The following is a 20,950-nucleotide window of genomic DNA, read 5'->3' on the forward strand; positions in this document are numbered from 1 at the left end:
TTATTTTACTTCTTGAACTTTTTCTTGAAATAATTTTTCAAAAGTTTCAGTGATTTTATCCTCAGACATTTTTGTAGCAACAAAATATAATATGAATCCAAAAAATAACATCGGAATAGAAATTAAAGGTAAAAAATTATGAATTCCATTAGTAATAATTTGAAAAAGTGAGATTATAAAAAATAAAGTCACAATACTTATCCAAACAATGAAAAATATTGAAACAAAAGAGTTTAATTCTAAATTGTAAACAATAGTGGTTTTATTGTCGTTGGTATTGAAATGACCAATAATTTGAGGATTAAAACTATTTCGTCCGCTAATCGTTTTCATCAAATTGAAATGATCTTTATAAACTATCCCTTCAAATTCATATTTACTTTTAGAAAAACGAATTCTTTTTTCTTCTGTATTATCATTCAGTATTTTAAAAACTTCTTGATCAGAAAGATTTGTCGTTATTTGATATGTTTTATTTTTGAAAAGCATAAGTTAAATATATAAAAAAAGCGACTAAAAATATTTAGTCGCTAATATAATATTGAAAAAACAAATTCTTATTTAATCACTCCTAATTCTTTACCAACTTTTGTAAAAGCAGCAATTGTATGATCTAATTGCTCTTTTGTATGTGCAGCTGATAATTGTACACGAATACGTGCTTTGTCGCGAGGAACAACAGGGAAAAAGAATCCGATTACATAAACACCTTCATCTAATAATTTGTCTGCCATTACTTGAGATAATTTTGCATCATACAACATAACAGGTACAATTGCAGCATCACCTTCTGGAATATCAAAACCAGCAGCAACCATTTCTTTGCGGAAATATTCAGCATTCCACATTACTTTATCACGTAAAGTTGTGTCATTTTCTAACATTTCTAACACTTGCAAAGCAGCGCCAACGATTCCAGGAGCTAAAGAGTTAGAGAATAAATATGGACGAGATTTTTGACGTAACATTTCGATTACTTCTTTTTTACCAGAAGTAAATCCACCCATTGCACCACCTAAAGCTTTTCCTAAAGTAGATGTAATGATGTCTACACGTCCCATTACTTCGTTGTGCTCATGTGTTCCACGTCCAGTTTTTCCAATAAAACCAGTTGCGTGAGAATCATCAACCATTACCAAAGCATCGTATTTATCAGCTAAATCACAAACACCTTTTAAGTCTGCAACGATACCATCCATAGAGAAAACTCCGTCTGTTACAATAATTTTGAAACGATGATTTTTTTCTGAAGCTACAATTAATTGAGCCTCTAAATCAGCCATATTATTGTTTTTATAACGATAACGAGCAGCTTTACATAAACGAACACCATCAATAATAGAAGCGTGGTTTAATTCATCAGAAATAATAGCATCTTCTTCTGTAAACAAAGGCTCAAAAACACCACCATTTGCGTCAAAAGCAGCAGCATATAAAATCGTATCTTCCATTCCTAAGAAATTAGCGATTTTTTTCTCTAATTGTTTGTGTACATCTTGCGTACCACAAATAAAACGAACCGAAGACATTCCGTATCCGCGGTCATCTAACATTTTTTGAGAAGCTGAGATAACGTCTTTATTATCAGATAATCCTAAATAGTTGTTCGCACAAAAATTAAGTAATGTTTTACCATTTTCTAATGTAATTTCTGCACTTTGAGGAGAAGCAATGATGCGTTCTTTTTTGAATAATCCTTGTTCTTCTAAATCATTCAATTGCGTTTGTAAGTAGTTTTGAAATTTATCGCTATACATAATAAATCACTTTTTGTTTTGATATGTTTCATACAAATATAAATGTTTGCGGGCATATTTTTCGTATTTTTGTGAGACATAAAAAATAATAAACAGTGTTTCTAATCATCATATTTAGTTTTCAGTTCTATTTCTTAGCAAAATTTTTCAAAAAGGATAAATTAAAAACGGTTTTATCAGCAGTAGGATTATACATAGCGGGTGAGATTGCTTTTTCTTTTGTATTTGTTTTATTGTTTGCTTCAGGAATTATTGATATCGGTGTTAATTTTAATAGTTCATCTATGGATAATTTGATGGAAAATAGCCTTAAAATGAATAAATTTTTGGCCGAAAATTATGTGTCAATTGCTGTACAAGTCTTTTTATACATTGGTATCGGAATGTTTTATTACAATTCATTAAAGCGTAAATGGACATTGCAAATGTTAGAAGTCGAAATTGATAAACGTAAAGATGAAATTCTACAAAATTTAGAAGTTAATCAAAAAATAAATCCAGTAAAATTGGACGTTTATCCTCATTTTCACACTATTAATGAGAAAAACATTCATTTAGTTCAACCTTTGGCAAATGAGATTTGGAACGAATGTTACAAGGATTTGTTATCACAAGATCAAATCAATTATATGATTGATATGATGTATAATACTGATAAAGTAAACGAAGGAATTGTAAATGGAGATGTTTGGGAAATCCTGAAAATTGATAATGTTCCGTCTGGTTATTTGCATTACAAATTAGATGAAAATAATACTGTTTTCTTATCCAAAATTTACTTGAAAGAGTCTAATCAAACCAAAGGAATTGGACAATTGATGTTGAATAGAGTTGTAGATTATGCGCGAGAAAAAGGAGCAAAAGCTGTTCATTTAACGGTGAATAAACACAATGCGAAAGCAATTCGTTTTTATGAGAAAAATGGTTTCAAGAATATGGAATCAAAAACATTTGACATTGGAAATGGATATATTATGGATGATTATATTTATCAGAAATCCATTTAAAAATAAGGTTTTAATCAAAATATAAAGTCATTACGGTTTGTAATGGCTTTTTTATGTTGTAAACAAAGTGTCTAGAACCAAGCTGACTTAATTCGTAATGTCGTGAGGTTGATTTAGTTTTTAAAGTGATGAGAAGCTGAATTGAATTCAACTTGAAATTCTCCCTTAATTTATTATTGAAAATAGATCTTAATTTATCGAAGTTATATTGAACTTGTTTCAATATCGCATCTAGAGTTTAGAAATGTTAATTCTTAATATAAAACAAAAAGGACTTCAATAAGAAGTCCTTTTGTTATTTTTCTCTTTCGATTACGTATTTCACCATTGTTTCCAATGAATTTCGAAATTCACTTTCGGGAAATTCGTATAGTATATCTAAAGCCTCTTGGCTATATTGTTTCATCATTTTTTGCGTGTACTCAATTCCGCCGTGATCTTTCACATACTGAATAATTTCGCGTACACGTTTTTTGTCATTGTTGTAACGTTTTACCGAATTAATTAACCATTTTTTGTCTTTTTCATTCGCTGTGTTAATTGAATAAATCAACGGTAACGTCATTTTTTGTTCTTTGATGTCAATTCCGACAGGCTTTCCAATTGCATTAGAAGTGGTATAATCAAACAAATCATCTTTGATCTGAAAGGCAATTCCAACCAATTCACCAAAGCGATGCATTTTCTTCGCTACTTCTTCCGAACAACCAACAGAACGCGCACCAGCTTCACAACAAGCTGCGATAAGCGTTGCCGTTTTCATTCGAATAATCTCGAAGTATACATCTTCTGTAATATCAAGTTTTCGCGCTTTTTCGATTTGCAATAATTCACCTTCCGAAATTTCCTGTATCGCAACCGAAACAACTTCAAGTAAATCGAAATCTTTGTTTTTAGTCGAAATAATTAAGGTCTTTGATAAAAAATAATCTCCCACCAAAATAGCTACTTTGTTCTTCCAAATCGCATTAAGTGAAAAGAAACCACGACGCAATGTACTATCATCCACTACATCATCGTGTACCAAAGTTGCGGTGTGAATAAGCTCGATAAAAGAAGCTGCACGATAGGTACGTTCTTGTACTTCGCCATTTAATTTTGCAGTTAAAAATACAAACATCGGACGCATTTGTTTTCCTTTTCTACGCACGATATAATTGGAAATACGGTCAAGAAGCGAAACATTACTCTTCATCGATTCGAAGAATTTCTGTTCAAACAATTTCATTTCCTCCGCGATCGGAGCTTTAATCAAATCTACCGTGTTACCCAAAATTTAGTTTTTTAATTCGTAAAATTATTGATGCAATGTACAACCTGTTTTGCATAGAATCCTTTATAATTAAATTCCTCTCCGCTAAAACAAATTTTGTTTTCGGTTGGCAAAACTGAAATACCTTCCAATTGTCCCAACTGTGTCGTGAAGCCCAAAGGTAAACTTATTTTTTTAACTTGAGAAGTGAAGAATAACTGATTGTTATCTTTTGGCAAATCAAACCAACTGATAAACGTTAACGCTTCTTTTGTGTAGCCTAACAGATAAACTCCTTTGGTAGAACTATTTACATCAGCATCGATATAAGCAGCAGTTACAGCGTAATTTGTAGGAAAAGTTTCTAACTTTTTGGCTGCGTGTTTTTTAGAAGAGTCAATAGGAACAACATAATGAGACGTTGACATATTTGACCATTCTTTTGTAAAAATATGCAATTGATTTTGGTAGACAAAAAATGCTTCTGCGTCCCAATTTGTCGTCATATTTTTGAACTGAAAAGTTTCTTGATCTGGATAATAAAATTCTATTTTTTCAGCTTTTAATTGCTGATAAGATTTTGAATAATCGATGTTTGATTTCTGGATAAAATAAATGGCTAAATCTTTTCGTTTGCCCAAATTATTTCCAAAATCAGCAAAATAAATTCGATTATCATCCGAAGACATTTCTTCCCAATCGATATTTGGAGCATTTGTGATGAAAATAGTATTGATAATTTTACCTGTTTTTGCATCAAAACGATACAATTCTGGTTTGGAATCAGAATCGTTTAAACCCCAAAAAGAAGCCACATTTTTATCTTCTTTTTCATATTCTAAAGTCGAAATTTCGTTCAAAGTAGGCGGTAAGTTGATACTTTCCATTTTATAATCATCAATAGAAATTGTATCGATGTTTTCTACTATTTGCGCGAAAGAGAATTTAGTCAGAATCAAAAATAAAAATATGGCTAAATATTTCATTTGATTATGTTTTAATCATTTCCAGTTTTATTGGCTAATTGTCCGCAAGCTGCATCAATATCTTTTCCGCGACTACGACGTACATTTACCACAATATTGTTGGATTCTAAAGCTTTGATATAATTGTTAACTGCTTCTTCTGATGCTTGTTTGTAGATTCCGTCATCAATCGAATTATATTCGATAATATTCACTTTAGAAGGAATTTTTCGACAGAATTTTACCAATGCATCGATATCTTCTTTTTTATCATTAACACCGCCCCAAACAATATATTCGAACGTAATTCGTAAACCTGTTTGTTGGTACCAATATTGAAGACTATCCATTAAATCCGTCAACGGAAATTTAACAGAAAAAGGCATAATCACATTACGAACTTCTTCTCGAGCCGAATGTAAAGATACCGCAAGGTTAACACGTAAATCTTCGTCAGCCAGTTTTTCAATCATTTTAGGAATTCCCGAAGTAGAAACTGTAATTCGTCTTGGAGCCATTCCTAGTCCTTCTGGCAATGTGATTTTTTTGATGGCAGAAATTACTTCGTTATAATTTAACAAAGGTTCTCCCATTCCCATAAATACGATATTGCTTAAAGGACGATTGAAATAACGTTTACTTTCTTCATCGATAATCACAACTTGATCGACGATTTCGGCAGCTGTTAAGTTACGCATACGTTTTAATTGCGCTGTTGCACAAAAAGTACAATCCAAGCTACAACCAACTTGCGAAGAAACGCATGCAGTTGTGCGAGAATCAGTCGGAATTAAAACAGATTCCACAACGTTACCATCATGAAGTTTAACCGCATTCTTGATGGTTCCGTCGTTAGATTTTTGTAGAAGATCAACTTCAACAGGTTGAATTTGGAAAGATTCTCCCAATTGCTCACGTAGAGCTTTTGAGATATTCGTCATGTCATCAAATTGATGCGCATTCTTTTTCCATAACCATTCGTACACTTGTTTTGCGCGGAATGATTTTTCTCCAATCTCTTTGAAATAATCTTCAATCTCAGCTTGTGAAAGCTTTCGTATATCTTTTTTTGTTGTACTCAAACTTGTCTTATAAGATTAACATTGCATCTCCGTAAGAGTAGAATTTGTATCCTTCTTTTACAGCTTCGTTGTATGCTTTCATTGTTAAATCGTGTCCAGCAAACGCAGAAATCATCATGATTAATGTAGATTTTGGTGTGTGGAAGTTTGTAATCATACAATTTGCAATAGAGAAATCGTATGGTGGGTGAATAAATTTGTTCGTCCAACCATCAAATGCATTTAAATGACCATCTGCAGAAACAGAAGATTCGATAGAACGCATAGAAGTTGTACCAATAGCACAAACTTTTTTCTTCTCGTCAATTGCACGATTTACAAGATCAGCAGATTCTTGAGGAATAATAACTTGCTCAGACTCCATTTTGTGTTTAGATAAATCTTCAACCTCTACAGCTTGAAAAGTTCCTAAACCAATGTGTAATGTTAATTCAGCAAAATCAACACCTTTAATTTCTAAACGTTTTAATAAGTGTTTAGAAAAGTGTAAACCAGCTGTTGGTGCAGCAACAGCTCCTTCGTGTTTTGCATAAATTGTTTGGTAACGCTCTGCATCTTCTGGTTCAACATCACGTAAAATATATTTTGGAAGTGGAGTTTCTCCTAATTCTTTCAATTTTGCACGGAATTCTTCGTAAGATCCATCAAATAAGAAACGTAAAGTACGTCCACGAGAAGTTGTATTGTCAACAACCTCTGCAACTAATGTATCATCATTATCGAAGAATAATTTATTTCCGATACGAATTTTACGCGCTGGATCAACCAAAACATCCCATAAACGAGTCTCAGCATCTAATTCTCTTAGCAAGAAAACTTCGATTTGAGCACCAGTTTTCTCTTTGTTACCCATCAAACGAGCAGGGAAAACTTTCGTATTGTTACGAATCATTACATCTCCTTCGTCGAAATACTCGATAAGATCTTTAAATTGTCTATGTTCAATTTCTCCGGTGTCACGGTGAACAACCATTAAGCGAGCTTCGTCTCTGTTTTCAGAAGGGCGATCTGCTAAAAGTTCTTCAGGTAAAGTAAAGTCGAAATCGGAGGTTTTCATTTTCATAATTGTACAATTTTTTGCAAATATACGATGTCAGATACCCCTTTGTCAAGTGAATTGAGGTATTTTATGAAATTGCTAACGTTTAAATGTTTATTTTTGACGAAAGACTTATAGATATTATCAAGTTTTTTAATACTTATTTGAAAAATAAAATGAAAACGAAACTACTATTACTATCAATGTTTTTTACATTTTTTAGTTGTAATAAATCCGAACAAAAAATTGAAGAATCTGCTGAAATAGAAAAGATTGATTCTGTTGCAAAAAAAGAATCACCAGAATCAGAAATTCCGAAAGAATTGATAAAAGCACCAGATTTTTCTTTGGCTGATATCAATGGAAAACGATTTGACTTATCAGATTTCAAAGGAAAATATGTCTACATGGATATTTGGGCAACATGGTGTGGACCTTGCAAAGTTCAAATTCCTTTTATGAAAGAATTGGAAAAACAATTTCATAATGCACCAATTCATTTTGTAAGTGTTTCTTTGGATAAATTAGAAGATAAGCCAATTTGGGAAAAAATGGTGAGAGAAAATCAGATGTCTGGTGTACAGTTATTTGCAGGAAGAGAAGATAATTTTGGTTTTGATTATAAGATAGAATACATCCCGACTTTTATTATTTTAGATAAAGAAGGAAATATTATGATTGATCGCGCGCCTGCACCGATGGATTATCAAACAAGAGAAATCAATCAACAATTGGTTGATATTCTCAAAATGATGAAATAAAAAAAGCTTCCATTTGGAAGCTTTTTTTTATTATTGAGCTCATTATGCTCTAACTTTTGTTTTCAAATTAATACGTTGACCAATTTTAGGTTGTTCACCTGGTTCCATACGATTTAGTTTATATAGGTTGTTTACTTTTACACCAAAACGTTGCGAAATCGTGTACATATCATCACCTTCTTGTACTTTGTATGAATAATCAGAACCTTTTGTTTTCTTTTTTCCGAAAAATACAATTTGTCCATCTTTCAATTTAGAACCCATTTGTATTTCATTGAAATTCGCAATATCCGAAGGAACTTTGTTGTATGTTTTAGAAATAGTCGCAATTGTTTCTCCCGCTTGAGCAACAATATAAGGAATATTATTCTTGTGATTTTTAATGCGAGTTGTAGGATTTTGAGGACGAGTTTCGTAAGCAATTGTTTTGTTATTTACACTAGGCTCATTTTTCTCTATACTATTATTATTTGGTTGATAAGACGCTAATGCAATTTCTTCTTTGATTGTTTTAGATTCTTTTTTCGTTTTAGATTTTGACGAATTATTTGCCAACATCATATCATCCTGATTGTTGTATAAGGTATACAATTTTGCATAAACTTCTTCTGGAGAAATCTTATCAAATTGATCTAAATTATATTTTTCAATTCTCGAAATTAATTTTGAAGCATATTTTGGATCAGTTGCATAGCCAGATTTTTTCAGACCATTTGCCCAAGCATTATAATCTGTCGGATCTAAAATAAACAAAGCTTTGTAATATGGTCTTAACGCTAAAAATTTAGAATGATCTCTATAACTTTCTTCAACTGAAGTATATTTTCTAAAACATTCACCTTTCGCATCATCATCGTGATAAATACGAGGTTTATCCAACGACCATTCTTCAGGACCTTTACATTTTATTCCAAAATGATTATTGGCTTGATCGGCTAATTTACTTTGTCCGCCTCCAGTTTCCAATAATCCTTGTGCTAACGTAATACTTGCCGGAACTTTGTAAAGTTGCATTTCTTCAACAGCTAAAATAGCATGTTTTCGAATGTAAGTTATGTCTCTACTTTCTTGTGCTTGCGTCGAAATCGTCAACACTAAGCTAAAAACGTATAACAATTTTTTCATTCTATAATATTTTTGTTCTTCTTCTTTAAAAGTTTGTTCATTCCTTCAATTCCTTGCAATCCGCCTGTATGAACCAAAAGAATTTTAGAATTATCACTAAAATAATGATTTTTAATTAATTGAAAAATACCAAAAACCATTTTTCCAGTGTAAATAGGATCCAATTGAATATGGTTAATTCGCTTGAAATCATTTACAAAAGTAATTAATTCATCCGAAACTTTCCCATATCCGCCAAAATGATAATCATTAAAAATAGTAAAATTGGTTTTATTTGTCAATTTTTCGATTTCATTTTGGATAAAATCTCCCTTTAAACTCGGAAAACCTAAAATTTTTTGATGAGGTTTCGAACTTTCAATCAATCCAGCAATTGTTCCGCAAGTTCCGATTGCCGAAGCAATAAAATCATATTCGAAACAATCATCGTACAGAATTTCTTCGCAACCTTTTATAGCAAAATCATTTGTGCCTCCTTCTGGAATAACGTAAGTGTTTGGATATTTAGTGTTTAAATGATTAATAAATTCTACTTCATCTTTTTTTCGATAATCTTCTCTGGAAATAAAATGCAATTGCATTCCACATTTTTGAGCAAAACGTAACGTAGGATTTTCATCGATTTTATCACTTAATTCTTCTCCACGAATTATACCGATAGTTTCGAAATGATGAAGTTGACCAGCTGCCGCCGTTGCTGCAATATGATTGGAAAAAGCGCCACCAAATGTTATCAATTTCTTGAAACCAAGTTTTTCAGCTTCAATAAAATTATATTTCAGTTTTCGGTATTTGTTTCCAGAGATTTCTGGATGAATCAAATCTTCTCTTAATATAGAAAGTTGAATATTTTGAGAAGTTAAATGTTTGATGTCAATGTTTTGAATTTGAGCTTTAAAATCGTTCCAAATCATTTAGATATATTTTAGAAAATTTTAAAATTTTCGTTTTTTTAAATAATTCAAATTGTGTTCGTTTGCATAAGCTTCACGCTCAAAACTAATATTGCGATATGCTTTGTGTTGATCGCGATATTGAATCAATCGAATGGCATATTCAATAAAATAAAAAGGATAGAAAAAAACGACCAAAAGTTCGAGTTGTTGAATGATATGAATGGTTTCGTGATTGATTAAAACTTCATCATTTTTCAGTTTTTTATCTCTCAAAAAAATGAAAGGAAAAATGGTAATTCCAATAAAATTCTTTCGGAATAAATGACGCAAAACAACTACAAACATGATTTAGGTAATTCGATTTTATTGCAAAATTAATCAATCTGAAAAGATATTGATTTAAAAAGCGTTAAAAAGCGTAAATTTAGAAGAAGTTTCGCAAATAATTATCATACCAAAATTAATGATAGTTTATAGATAAAAGTTGTAAATTCACAGCGTTAGAAATGAAAAAGTTTGAAGAAGGAGATTATTATTTATCTCCAGAAGGTTTCAGAATATTTACTGAACAATATCTAAAAAAAAGAGGGTATTGTTGTAAAAGTGGATGCAAACATTGTCCGTATGGATACGATAAAAAAACAGATAAAATAAAGAATAAGAAATAATTATATGAAAATAACATCAACAGTTTTAGCTTTGTTAATAGGAAGTTGTGCTTTTGCTCAAATGAAATTTCCCGCGGTAAGTTCTCATGCTGAAGTTGAACAAAAAGTAGGTTTAACAGAATTTGAAGTTGAATATAATCGACCAAATGTAAACGGAAGAAAAGTATTTGGAAAATTGGTACCGAATGGAGAAGTTTGGCGAACTGGTGCGAATGAAAATACGGTCATCAAATTTGATAAACCAATCAAAGTGAATGGACAAGAGTTGGCTGCTGGCGAATATGCGTTGTATAGCATTCCGAATAAAGAGGAGTGGGAGGTAATTTTTTACAAAGACACGAAAAACTGGGGAAATCCGAAAGAGTGGAAGGAGTCGAATATCGCTTTGAAAGTGAAAGCTCCGTCAACAAAATCGATGAACAAGACAGAAACGTTTGAGATTCGTTTTACAAATGTGACGCAAAAATCAGCGAATTTGGTATTAGCTTGGGATAACACAACGGTTGTTTTGGATATTGAAACGAATACAATTAACGAAGTTTTAAAAATGATTGGAGATCAATTGAATGAAAATTCTTCTGCAAGAGATTTTTACAATTCAGCAAACTTCTATTATTCGAATAAATTGGATCGAAATCAAGCGTTGAAATGGGTTAATACAGCTTTAGAAAAAGATGCAAATGCGCCAGATTATTACAAAGAATTGAAAGTTAATTTGGAAAAAAATAAATATTAATTAAAAATCCCTTCAAAAATTTTTGAAGGGATTTTTTTATTGAGTAATATTCTTCTTTAAGATAATTTGTAGGTAAGAAAACATCAACGCAGTTGACCAGCCTACCATCATAATTCCGTTTATAGCTTCTAATCCAGCCATAATTTTCCATTCGCTATCAATCACAACATCACCGTAACCAACGGTTGTAAAAGTGATTAATGAAAAATAGATTGCTTCTTGAAAACTATATAAATTGTCAATATTTGGATTGAAATAAAAAGTAGCCGCCCAAATTGTACATTGTGCACCGTGCAATAAAGTCAAGAAAGATACTGAAATTGCCATTTGCCAAAGCACTTCACTAAACGTTAATCGTTGTTTTTTGAGATTATATTTATGTAGATATTTTAGCGAATAAACCGTAACAGTTGATTGTAAAATAACATTTACACAAATAATCAATACGCCAAAACATATAATTAGAAACATATTTTTATCAATTATAGATGAGTACAAAAATGTAAAGAATAAAATTTATAGAACACTTTTTGAAGCGAAAAATTTTGTAAATTTAATAGAGAAGGAAAATCTAGATATCCTAAATATTTGATAAAATCTGGATTAATAAAGCTTTATTACTAATTTTGTAACGCTAAAAATACATATTTCAACGAATGAAAATTAATTTTAAATATATTTTGATGTGTTTCGGATTAGCTACAATTGGCTTATCTTCGTGTGCTTCAAATAAAAATTCGAAAAAAATAGTTTATAAAAAAGTAGAATCTAAGCAGCCTATAAAACCTGTCGAATCTACGAAGTCAACCATTGCTACTACGCCAAAAACTGAAATTCCGAACAAGAAAGATGAAGTTTTTACAGTAAAACTACCTGAAGTAAATCGTGAGTTTCGTGCAGCTTGGGTAGCTTCTGTTGCAAATATTAACTGGCCTTCTAAAAAAGATTTAACGACAACGCAACAAAAAGATGAAGCAATAAAGTTGTTGGATATGTTAGAAGCAAACAATTTTAATGCTGTTATTTTTCAGGTTCGCCCAGCGGCAGATGCTTTGTATAAAAGTAATTTCGAACCTTGGTCTTACTTTTTAACTGGAGAAGAAGGTAAGGCGCCTTCGCCATATTATGACCCGTTAGAATTTTGGGTGGAAGAAGCACACAAACGTGGAATTGAGTTGCATGTTTGGTTAAATCCTTACAGAGCGCATCACAGTAGTGGAGGTCCAGTGACAAACGAATCGATGGTGAAAAGATCGCCAAGTAATGTGGTGAGATTGAAAAATGGCATGTATTGGTTTGATCCTGCTGACAAAAAAACGCAAGATCACGTTTCGGAAGTTGTTCGTGATATCGTTTCGCGTTATGATATTGATGGTGTTCATTTTGATGATTATTTCTATCCATATGCATCGTATAATGGTGGTGCAGACTTTCCAGATAATTCAACTTGGAATGTTTACAAGAATAATGGAGGAATGTTGTCGAGAGCAGATTGGCGTCGTCAAAATGTGAATACAATTATTGAGCGTATTTATAAAGAAATCAAAGCAGAAAAACCTTTTGTAAAATTTGGTATTAGTCCTTTTGGAATTTGGAAACCAGGATATCCTGCTGGAATTACAGGTTCTTCGCAATATGATGAATTGTATGCAGATGCAAAATTATGGTTGAACAAAGGTTGGGTTGATTATTTTTCGCCACAATTGTATTGGCCAATTAATTCGACAGGACAAAGTTTTCCGAAATTATTAGAATGGTGGAAATCAGAAAACACACATAATCGTCATCTTTGGCCAGGTTTGAATACTGTAGAAGTGAAAGTTTCGGATAGAACAACTGAGATTACAAATCAGGTAAAAATGGCTGGAGAAATTTTACAAAACAATGTGGGTGTTATTCACTGGAGTATTGCTGGATTAACGAAAAATCCTTCGATGTTGAGTTATCTGAAAGAAGGTCCATACAAAGCTAAAGCTTTGGTGCCAACTATGAATTGGATAAAAGCAGATCGTTTGGTAAAACCAAGTTTGACTGTAAATATGAAAGCGTCAGAAGTTGTGATGAATTGGAATGATTATAAAATGAATTCAAATGTTTCGAAATGGATTTTATACACACGTTACAACAACGATTGGGAAACGTCTATTTTGGATAAAACCAAAACAAACCAAACAATTTTGAAACACAAAGATGGTAAAAGTTTAACAGCAGTTGCACTAAAAGCTGTCGATCGTTTAGGAAACGAAAGTGATTACGTTGCTCAAAAAATTAATTAAGAATTGAATTTCTCTCAATATAAATCCTCAACATAAGTTGAGGATTTTTTTATTTTTACAACTTTGTTGTTTTTGTATATTTGATTATACATTAATAGTTTAACACATATTTAAATAACCATAATTATATGAAAAATAAAATAGGTTTCAATATTATTTTTGCGCTTATTGCATTTCCAATAGGACTAGCTTTGTTAAGAGAGTTTAATTTTCAAGATTTTACGTTTAAAAATACAGCATTAGGTATTATTTATTCAGTAACGTTTATATTCTGCATATTTTTTATGTTGAAGAAAAAGAAAGTTGAAAATTAGAATTTAATATAAAACACAAATCCTCAACATAAGTTGAGGATTTGTTTATTTTTTTCTCTTTAAAATATAATAAAGCGTATCGTCATCATTTTCTTTTGAGGTATACGCAAACTGAAATTCATATCCACTCGCAGACATAAAATTCAACGCATCAATCATTGAATTAAATTTTACTGCAATTCCGCGTTCATCTTTTATTTTCAAACCAGTTTTAAAAGAAATTGATTTGGTTTCTTGTCCAAAATCCAAGCGAATATTCATTTTTGTACTCAAACCTCGTCCAGTTCCAATAATCTGTACATAGTCGACATTAATATCTTTAATCGGAACATCATTTACAGTTTGTGCAAATGAAAAACTTCCAATGAATAATCCCAAAATAAGTGCTAATTTTTTCATAAGTTTTTAATTTTGATAAAGATATTTATTTTCAGATAAAAGAAAAAAACCGATCCAACAGAATCGGTTTTTGTATAAAGTAATAGTTTTACTCGATTTATTTCAATCCCCAATCAACGGCAAAAACAGCTTGTAAAGCTGCAGTTTCAGTACGGAAACGTTGATATCCAAGACTAATTCCTGTGAAATTGTGATCTTCTGCAGCGAAAATTTCATCTCGCGAAAAATCACCTTCAGGACCAATCATAATTAAAATTTTCTGCGGGTTATTTTCCAAAACTGTTCTTAAAGGTGTTCGTTCAATATCCGCTTCGCAATGCGCAATACATTTCGTGAAACCTTCAAAATCCTGTTTGATAAATTCGTTGAATTTTGTCAAATCATTTACTTTTGGCAAATACGCTTTCAACGATTGTTTTGTTGCAGACTGAACAATTTTTTCAATTCGTTCAATTTTAATATTTTTTCGTTCCGAATGAAAAGTTTGCAAAAATGTAATTTCATCAACACCAATTTCGGTTGCTTTTTCCAAGAAAAATTCCAAACGTTCCATTGTTTTTGTTGGTGCAATTGCAACATGTAAATAGTAATTTTTCTGCTCGAAATTTGTTTTTAAATCAATTACTTTTCCTTCAACTGCTTTTTTAGAAATCGACGTAATTTCAACTTGAGCCAAATTTCCTTTTCCATCCGTCACATGAACCAAATCGCCTTCATTTCCGCGCAAAACTTTCGCAAAATGATGACTTTCTTCTTCGTTCAGGATAGCTGTTTCGTGATGAATTTCTCCAAAAAATAATTTCATTAAATATGGTATTTAGCCACAGATTTCGCTGTGTTTTTTGTAAATAACTCTTGATCAAATTTTAAACTTCCAACCATTGCAATCATCGCTGCATTATCTGTTGTATAAGCAAATTTTGGAATAAAAGTTTTCCAACCAAATTCTGTTTCTCCATCTTTTAATCGTTGACGAATTTCAGAATTAGCCGAAACTCCACCTGCAATCGCAATTTGTTTAATTCCAGTTTCGTCCGATGCTTTTTTTACTTTTTCCATCAAAATATTAACGATAGAATGTTGAATAGAAGCGCACAAATCGTCAATATTTTCTTCAATAAAATTTGGATTCGTTTTGACTTCTTTCTGAATAAAATATAAAATTGACGTTTTGAAACCGCTAAAACTAAAGTTTAAACCATCAATTTTTGGTTTTGCAAATTTGAATTTTGTAGGATCTCCAATCTTAGATTTTTTGTCAATAATTGGACCTGCAGGATAAGGTAAATTTAAAATTTTACCTGCTTTATCAAAAGCTTCACCAGCTGCATCATCAATTGTTTCACCTAAAATTTCCATCTCAAAATAACTGTTGATTTTCACGATTTGTGTATGTCCACCAGAAACAGTCAAACATAAAAATGGAAAAGTTGGTTTTTCGTCGTTGGCATCTTCAATAAAATTTGCCAAAATATGTGCTTGCATGTGATTAACCTCAATCAACGGAATATCCAATGATTGACTGAAAGATTTCGCAAAACTTCCGCCAACCAAAAGCGAACCCATCAATCCTGGACCACGTGTATACGCGATTGCTTTAAGTTCTTCTTTATTAATATTTGCCTGTTTTAGGGCTTGATCTACGACGGGAACAATATTTTGTTGATGTGCTCTCGAAGCTAATTCTGGTACTACGCCACCATATATTTCGTGAATTTTTTGGCTTGCCACAACATTAGAAATAATTTTATTTCCGTCAATAATTGCTGCGCCTGTATCATCACAAGAAGATTCTATGGCTAAAATGTAGTTTTTATCGCTCATAATTCCTTGTAGAATAAAATTTATAACTTATTTTTACCCTGCAAATATCGTAAATTTAAACCATTGAAAATAGTCAGACGAATAGGAAGATTTTTATTGTCGTTGATTATACTCGTTTTAACCCTTGTTTTAACAGTAGCAATCGCAATACAAATCCCTGCGGTACAGACAAAAATAGCACATTTTGCCTTAGAAAAATTAAATAAATCGTTGAACACACAAATGTATGTAGATGCGGTTGATATTGATTTTTTTGGGCGTATTTATTTCTATGGTGTACACATTAAAGACGATTACAAATATGATTTTTTGAAGTCGAAGACTTTAGAAACAACAATAAATGTTTGGTCGTTAATTCCAGGAATCAAAAAAGATCATATCAATTTGAGTGAAGTGAAATTGATTGAACCTGAAATTCGTGTGATTACCTACAAAGGTGATTCGATTTCGAATTTCATCAAATTTGTGAACGGTTTTAGTTCTGATAAACCAAAAGATCCGAAAAAGATTTTCAAATTAGATGGAGATTTTATTTTACAGGACGGAAAAGTTTCAATTGTTAATCAAAATTCTGGAAATGTTTGGTTGGATTCGAAGCAGTTGAACATGACGGTAAAAAAGTTTCGATTAGTTGATTCTGATATTACGGCCGATTTAGAAAATTTCTGCTTTGTTGCAACAAAAAATAAAGAAACGTATAACGTACAAAATTTCACAGGAAAAGTTCATTATTCGAAAAAAGAAATTCGAGTTGGGAATTTAAATTTACGAACGGATACGTCTGTTTTAAACGGAAATTTATTATTGAGTTACAATCAACCTTCGGATATGTCTGATTTTAATAATAAAGTTCGTTGGGACGTTTTTTTTGATCGAGGATCTAAAATTAATTTTAAAGAAATTCGCTATTTCACTGATTTATTTGATAAAAATTCTTCGGTTGATTTATATGGAAAAGTAAATGGAACCCTGAATAATTTAACATTTACAGATTTCGAAATGAAAGGAGAAGATAATTATGTTGGTGCTTCTCGTTTACAATTGCAAGATGTGACACATGGTTCTTCGCTAAATTTTTCGACAAGAAATGTAAAAATCAATACATCCTATCAAAAAATTGTAAAGTTACTTCCAACCTTTGTTTCTAAGAAAATTCCGAATATGTTGACTCGTTTTGGAAACTTAAATTATCGTGGTGATATTTCATTAAATCCAAATGAAATTCATGCGAATGGTTACGCAGTTTCTGGACTTGGTGATGCTGATATTAAAGCTCAAATTAGGAATTACAAAGATGTAAAATCGTTAATTTATAAGGGAACTTTAGATGCGAAAAATCTTAATCTTCGTCAATTAACAAATGCAAAAGATTTGGGTTATGTAAGCGGAAAATTTAGATTTGATGGAAAAGGAACTGATCTAAAAAATATCAATTTAAATTTAGATGGAAATCTTCGTTACATCGATTTGATTGGAAAAAGATATCAAAATATTACGGTAGATGGTTTGGTCAAAAATTATCAGTTTAATGGTTTGTTTGATATCAAAGATCCTAATTTGAATGCACAATTGAACGGAAAAATTAACTTCAGTGGAAAACCATATGATTTTGATTTTACATCAAACATTCGTCAAGTTAATTTAGATTTTCTTGGAGTTACAAAAAATCTAAATGCAATAGTACGTGGCGATGTTGAAGGGAATTTTAAGCTGACAAATATTAATGATTTTAGGGGAAATATTGATGTCAAAAATCTTTATTTCCGTTCTAAAAAAGATACGTTAGAATTGTCACATGTCATGTTGAATTCTCAAATAGATGGTTCGCATAAAATCATGACATTAGATGTGCCAGATTATATGAAAGCCACTGTTGATGGTAAATTTAATATTACTGAAGTTGCAAATGTTATCAATAATTCGCTTGTAGATCTAGTGCCATCTTTCCGCCATAAAAAAGTTTCGCCAAATCAGGCTTTTTCGTTTGATGTTTATGTGCAAGAAAATTTATTACAATATATCGATCCATCGATTTCTATTGAGCCAGATACACATGTTAAAGGTTATATTGATGGTACGAAAAATCAATTGGAAGCGACATTGGATACTCCAGGTATAAAATATGCAGGAATTCAATTGTTTCAGTCGAATGTTAATCTAAATACAATTGCAGAACTACCAACACTTAATGCGAAAATTGATAGTATGAAAGTGAGTGGAGTTACGATTAATGCAATTAACGTAAATTCGATTCCGAAGAATGATACAATGATTGTCAAAACAGACTTTAATATAGGTCGTAAGAATCCAATTTTATTTAATCTAAATCTTTTTCACACAGTTCAGAATAATAATGATTTGATTTTTGGATTTTCACCTTCGACAATACAAATAGATTCGACACAATGGACAATTAATCATTTGAATGATGCAAATTCTAATCGGGTAATTTTTAATCGAATCAATAAATCATTAAAAGTTGAAGATTTGTCATTAGAATCGGAAGAACAATATTTAAAAGTAAGTGGTTTATTTAATAACAATGTAGATTACAATTTCAATGCTGATTTTAAAGATTTGCATTTAGAAAAAATCATTCCTAAAACATTATTGAATAATCTAAAAATTGTCGGTATAGCGAACGGTAAAGTAGATATTATTAGAACAAAAGAAAAGTTAGAACCAACACTTGAAGCTAAAATTGATAAGTTAGGTTTAAATGATTTTGAGCTTGGTAATTTGACTTTACAAGGAGGTTATAATGTAGCGGATAAACAATTTAATTTTGAAACAAGTTTACAGAAAGAGCAAATTCAATCGTTGGTTGCTTATGGTAATATTATTAATAAACCAACAGGTCCTGAAGTCGATGTAGATGCCAATTTTGATGAGTTTCATATCGATTTCTTAGAAGGATTCTTAAAATCTGTTTTCTCTAATATGCGTGGAACGTTATCTGGTGATTTAAAAATTACTGGACCAATTGATTTACCAAATCTTAGCGGAAATATGATTGCAAAAGATCTTGGATTAAAAGTTAATTTCTTAGGAACTGATTATTTATTTGAAGGAGAAAACGACCTATTTGTTTTTAAAGAAGGAGCAGGACAAGGGGTTATTAGATTGAATGATATTGCATTTAAAGATACTGCGTACAATACAAAAGGAAAAGTTGATGGTTTAATTCTTTTTCGTAATTTATCTAAATGGGGTCTCAACTTAGATTTTGATACCGATAATTTATTGGTGATGAACACGTCTATTAAAGACAATGAATTGTTTTATGGAAAAGTATTTGCGAAAGGAAATGTATCTATGTTTGGTGCGGTAGAGGAATTGGAGATTGCTGGAGATGCGACAGTGGTTGGAAATTCTGAGTTAACGATAAATACAGGAAGTACAACAATTGAGTCAGAAAATAATTTGGTACGTTTTGTTCCTAACCAACATCTAGATGAAAAATCGAAAAATAACGAGCCTCACGCACCAAAAGGAATGTCGATAGATGTCAACATCAATGCGTATCCAAATGCGATGGTGAATTTGATTTTTGATGCAGCTACAAATGATAAAGCAACAGCGCGAGGAACTGCAGAAAATCTTAGATTCTTAATGAATAAAGCAGGATTGAGTATTACAGGGGTATATAATATAGAAAGTGGAACATATGAGTTTAGACAATTTCCGCTGATTCCAAAAGATTTTAAAATCAAAAAAGGATCTTCGGTACAATTTGCAGGAAATCCACTTGATGCAACGCTTAATATTACAGCTGAATATCAACGTTCGGTGTCAAATGTTGGAGACTATTTAGGTGTAGGATATTCGCAAATTTATGATGCTCTCTTATCAATTAATATTTCTGAAACGTTGAAAAAACCTATTATCGATTTTGGATTAACAATTCCTAATGCAGGTTCGGATATCAATTCGCAGTTACAATCAAAATTCCGTTCAAATACAGAAGAACAGATGCTTCAGTTTAGTTATATCTTATTGACAGGTAAATTTGGTGATGCTTCGGCTGTTCAATCTGGTGTAACAAGTACAGCTGCTGATATTGGTTTATCGACAATTGCGGGTATGTTGTCTTCTATTGCGAACAATGTAGATATACAAATGGAGTATGTCGGTGGTAGTGCGCAATCGGAGACAAATGATAAAATTAGAACTTCTGTTTCTTATCGGGTTAATAATCGTTTAAGTTTACGTGGTTCGTATGGAATTGCGGTTACAAATAATAGAAATGTACAAGAGAACTTCGATGGGAATTTTGATGTTTCTTATGATATCTCGAAATTAAACAATGGATCTTTGGTCTTAAAAGCATTTACAAAACCTACAACTTTCGGTTTATTGCCAGGAATGGAAAATAACTTAAATCAAAGTTTCGGAGTAGGAATTCAGTACAACAAAAGCTTCGATACGTTTAGAGGATTTTTAGGTTTAGATGAAAATAAACGAAAAGCAAAAGCTAAAAAAGAAGAGCAACAGCAAGAAAGATTTGATTCGATTGTACTTCCGAAACAGTTTAAAAGTGAGGAAAGAAGAATAGATTCTACTCGTCAAACTACAAAAGATACGGTCAAAGTTACGTATCAAAAAAGTACTCAACCTAAAGTGGAACAAAAACGTCGTGGTTTAGTCAAAATTAAATAAAAAAAAATGAGTTTATTGTGGTTAGACAATAAACTCGCGCAAACAAACAAAAGTGATTAGTTCTTTCTTTTTTGAACTATTATTATAACAAAAGTAAAATATTAAATAAATCATTAAAAAATATTTTGAAGTTTGTTTGTTTTATTTATAATTTTGCTAAAAATTAATTCGATTTTTTATTAAAATAATA

19 protein-coding genes are annotated in these 20,950 nt (G+C 31.3%); 6 read left to right on the top strand and 13 right to left on the bottom strand.

Annotated elements, in window-relative coordinates; genetic code table 11:
* Positions 1–489, bottom strand: a complete 489-nt coding sequence (locus B3M86_RS00395; protein ID WP_221855776.1) for a hypothetical protein — start codon at positions 487–489, stop codon at positions 1–3.
* A gap of 68 nt (positions 490–557) precedes the next feature.
* Complete coding sequence (gene kbl / locus B3M86_RS00400) at positions 558–1,757, bottom strand: glycine C-acetyltransferase (RefSeq protein ID WP_114999975.1); 1,200 nt, start codon at positions 1,755–1,757, stop codon at positions 558–560.
* A gap of 95 nt (positions 1,758–1,852) precedes the next feature.
* On the opposite strand from kbl, the gene B3M86_RS00405 reads away from it, so the two are divergent.
* Positions 1,853–2,764 (top strand): GNAT family N-acetyltransferase, encoded by a 912-nt coding sequence (locus B3M86_RS00405; protein ID WP_286495590.1) that lies wholly within the window; start codon positions 1,853–1,855, stop codon positions 2,762–2,764.
* A 295-nt stretch (positions 2,765–3,059) separates the two neighbouring features.
* On the opposite strand, the gene B3M86_RS00410 is transcribed toward B3M86_RS00405, so the two are convergent.
* From B3M86_RS00410 to queA, 4 genes are read right to left on the bottom strand one after another with little or no spacing between them, the layout of a single operon-like run.
* Positions 3,060–3,992 (bottom strand): polyprenyl synthetase family protein, encoded by a 933-nt coding sequence (locus B3M86_RS00410; protein ID WP_180906365.1) that lies wholly within the window; start codon positions 3,990–3,992, stop codon positions 3,060–3,062.
* 56 nt (positions 3,993–4,048) lie between these two features.
* Positions 4,049–5,002 (bottom strand): hypothetical protein, encoded by a 954-nt coding sequence (locus B3M86_RS00415; RefSeq protein WP_286495588.1) that lies wholly within the window; start codon positions 5,000–5,002, stop codon positions 4,049–4,051.
* A gap of 11 nt (positions 5,003–5,013) precedes the next feature.
* Complete coding sequence (rlmN, locus tag B3M86_RS00420) at positions 5,014–6,063, bottom strand: 23S rRNA (adenine(2503)-C(2))-methyltransferase RlmN (protein WP_038336309.1); 1,050 nt, start codon at positions 6,061–6,063, stop codon at positions 5,014–5,016.
* A 7-nt stretch (positions 6,064–6,070) separates the two neighbouring features.
* The gene (queA, locus tag B3M86_RS00425; RefSeq protein ID WP_038336356.1) at positions 6,071–7,120 is read right to left on the bottom strand and encodes a tRNA preQ1(34) S-adenosylmethionine ribosyltransferase-isomerase QueA; all 1,050 of its coding nucleotides are present in this window, start codon (positions 7,118–7,120) and stop codon (positions 6,071–6,073) included.
* 158 nt (positions 7,121–7,278) lie between these two features.
* Between queA and B3M86_RS00430 the strand changes: the two genes are divergently transcribed.
* Positions 7,279–7,863, top strand: a complete 585-nt coding sequence (locus B3M86_RS00430; protein WP_291067380.1) for a TlpA family protein disulfide reductase — start codon at positions 7,279–7,281, stop codon at positions 7,861–7,863.
* 42 nt (positions 7,864–7,905) lie between these two features.
* Here the strand turns inward: B3M86_RS00430 and B3M86_RS00435 are convergent, their stop codons facing one another.
* From B3M86_RS00435 to B3M86_RS00445, 3 genes are read right to left on the bottom strand one after another with little or no spacing between them, the layout of a single operon-like run.
* The gene (locus B3M86_RS00435; protein ID WP_291067382.1) at positions 7,906–8,988 is read right to left on the bottom strand and encodes a glucosaminidase domain-containing protein; all 1,083 of its coding nucleotides are present in this window, start codon (positions 8,986–8,988) and stop codon (positions 7,906–7,908) included.
* The gene (locus B3M86_RS00440; protein WP_291075679.1) at positions 8,985–9,902 is read right to left on the bottom strand and encodes a 1-aminocyclopropane-1-carboxylate deaminase/D-cysteine desulfhydrase; all 918 of its coding nucleotides are present in this window, start codon (positions 9,900–9,902) and stop codon (positions 8,985–8,987) included. Before B3M86_RS00440 ends, B3M86_RS00435 begins: the two co-directional genes overlap by 4 nt.
* Positions 9,903–9,923: 21 nt before the next feature.
* The gene (locus B3M86_RS00445; RefSeq protein WP_291075681.1) at positions 9,924–10,229 is read right to left on the bottom strand and encodes a hypothetical protein; all 306 of its coding nucleotides are present in this window, start codon (positions 10,227–10,229) and stop codon (positions 9,924–9,926) included.
* A 161-nt stretch (positions 10,230–10,390) separates the two neighbouring features.
* On the opposite strand from B3M86_RS00445, the gene B3M86_RS00450 reads away from it, so the two are divergent.
* Positions 10,391–10,552 carry a DUF5522 domain-containing protein gene (locus tag B3M86_RS00450; RefSeq protein WP_160279602.1) on the top strand — a complete coding sequence of 54 codons (162 nt, stop codon included), beginning with the start codon at positions 10,391–10,393 and terminating at the stop codon, positions 10,550–10,552.
* A gap of 4 nt (positions 10,553–10,556) precedes the next feature.
* Positions 10,557–11,288 carry a DUF2911 domain-containing protein gene (locus B3M86_RS00455; RefSeq protein WP_084106931.1) on the top strand — a complete coding sequence of 244 codons (732 nt, stop codon included), beginning with the start codon at positions 10,557–10,559 and terminating at the stop codon, positions 11,286–11,288.
* A gap of 36 nt (positions 11,289–11,324) precedes the next feature.
* Here B3M86_RS00455 and B3M86_RS00460 read toward each other — a convergent pair whose 3' ends face one another.
* Entirely contained in the window at positions 11,325–11,759 is a 435-nt protein-coding gene (locus B3M86_RS00460; RefSeq protein WP_280049537.1) for a potassium channel family protein, read from the bottom strand.
* Between the two features lie 185 nt (positions 11,760–11,944).
* Between B3M86_RS00460 and B3M86_RS00465 the strand changes: the two genes are divergently transcribed.
* Positions 11,945–13,564: a glycoside hydrolase family 10 protein gene (locus tag B3M86_RS00465; RefSeq protein ID WP_125350215.1), complete on the top strand. Its 1,620-nt coding sequence runs from the start codon at positions 11,945–11,947 to the stop codon at positions 13,562–13,564.
* A 359-nt stretch (positions 13,565–13,923) separates the two neighbouring features.
* Here the strand turns inward: B3M86_RS00465 and B3M86_RS00470 are convergent, their stop codons facing one another.
* From B3M86_RS00470 to tsaD, 3 genes are all read right to left on the bottom strand, one after another.
* Positions 13,924–14,277 (bottom strand): hypothetical protein, encoded by a 354-nt coding sequence (locus B3M86_RS00470; RefSeq protein ID WP_291053520.1) that lies wholly within the window; start codon positions 14,275–14,277, stop codon positions 13,924–13,926.
* A 97-nt stretch (positions 14,278–14,374) separates the two neighbouring features.
* Positions 14,375–15,082, bottom strand: a complete 708-nt coding sequence (locus tag B3M86_RS00475) for an RsmE family RNA methyltransferase (RefSeq protein WP_221854794.1) — start codon at positions 15,080–15,082, stop codon at positions 14,375–14,377.
* On the bottom strand, positions 15,082–16,101 hold the full coding sequence (gene tsaD / locus B3M86_RS00480) for a tRNA (adenosine(37)-N6)-threonylcarbamoyltransferase complex transferase subunit TsaD (protein ID WP_291075682.1): 1,020 nt from the start codon (positions 16,099–16,101) through the stop codon (positions 15,082–15,084). Before tsaD ends, B3M86_RS00475 begins: the two co-directional genes overlap by 1 nt.
* A gap of 63 nt (positions 16,102–16,164) precedes the next feature.
* Here tsaD and B3M86_RS00485 point away from each other — a divergent pair, with 63 nt between their 5' ends.
* A complete protein-coding gene (locus tag B3M86_RS00485; RefSeq protein WP_291075684.1) occupies positions 16,165–20,760 on the top strand; it encodes a translocation/assembly module TamB domain-containing protein in 4,596 nt (1,531 codons plus the stop codon).
* Positions 20,761–20,950 lie beyond the last annotated feature (190 nt).

Source organism: Empedobacter sp. UBA6305, assembly GCF_002440405.1.
GTDB classification, from domain to species: Bacteria; Bacteroidota; Bacteroidia; order Flavobacteriales; family Weeksellaceae; genus Empedobacter; species Empedobacter falsenii_B.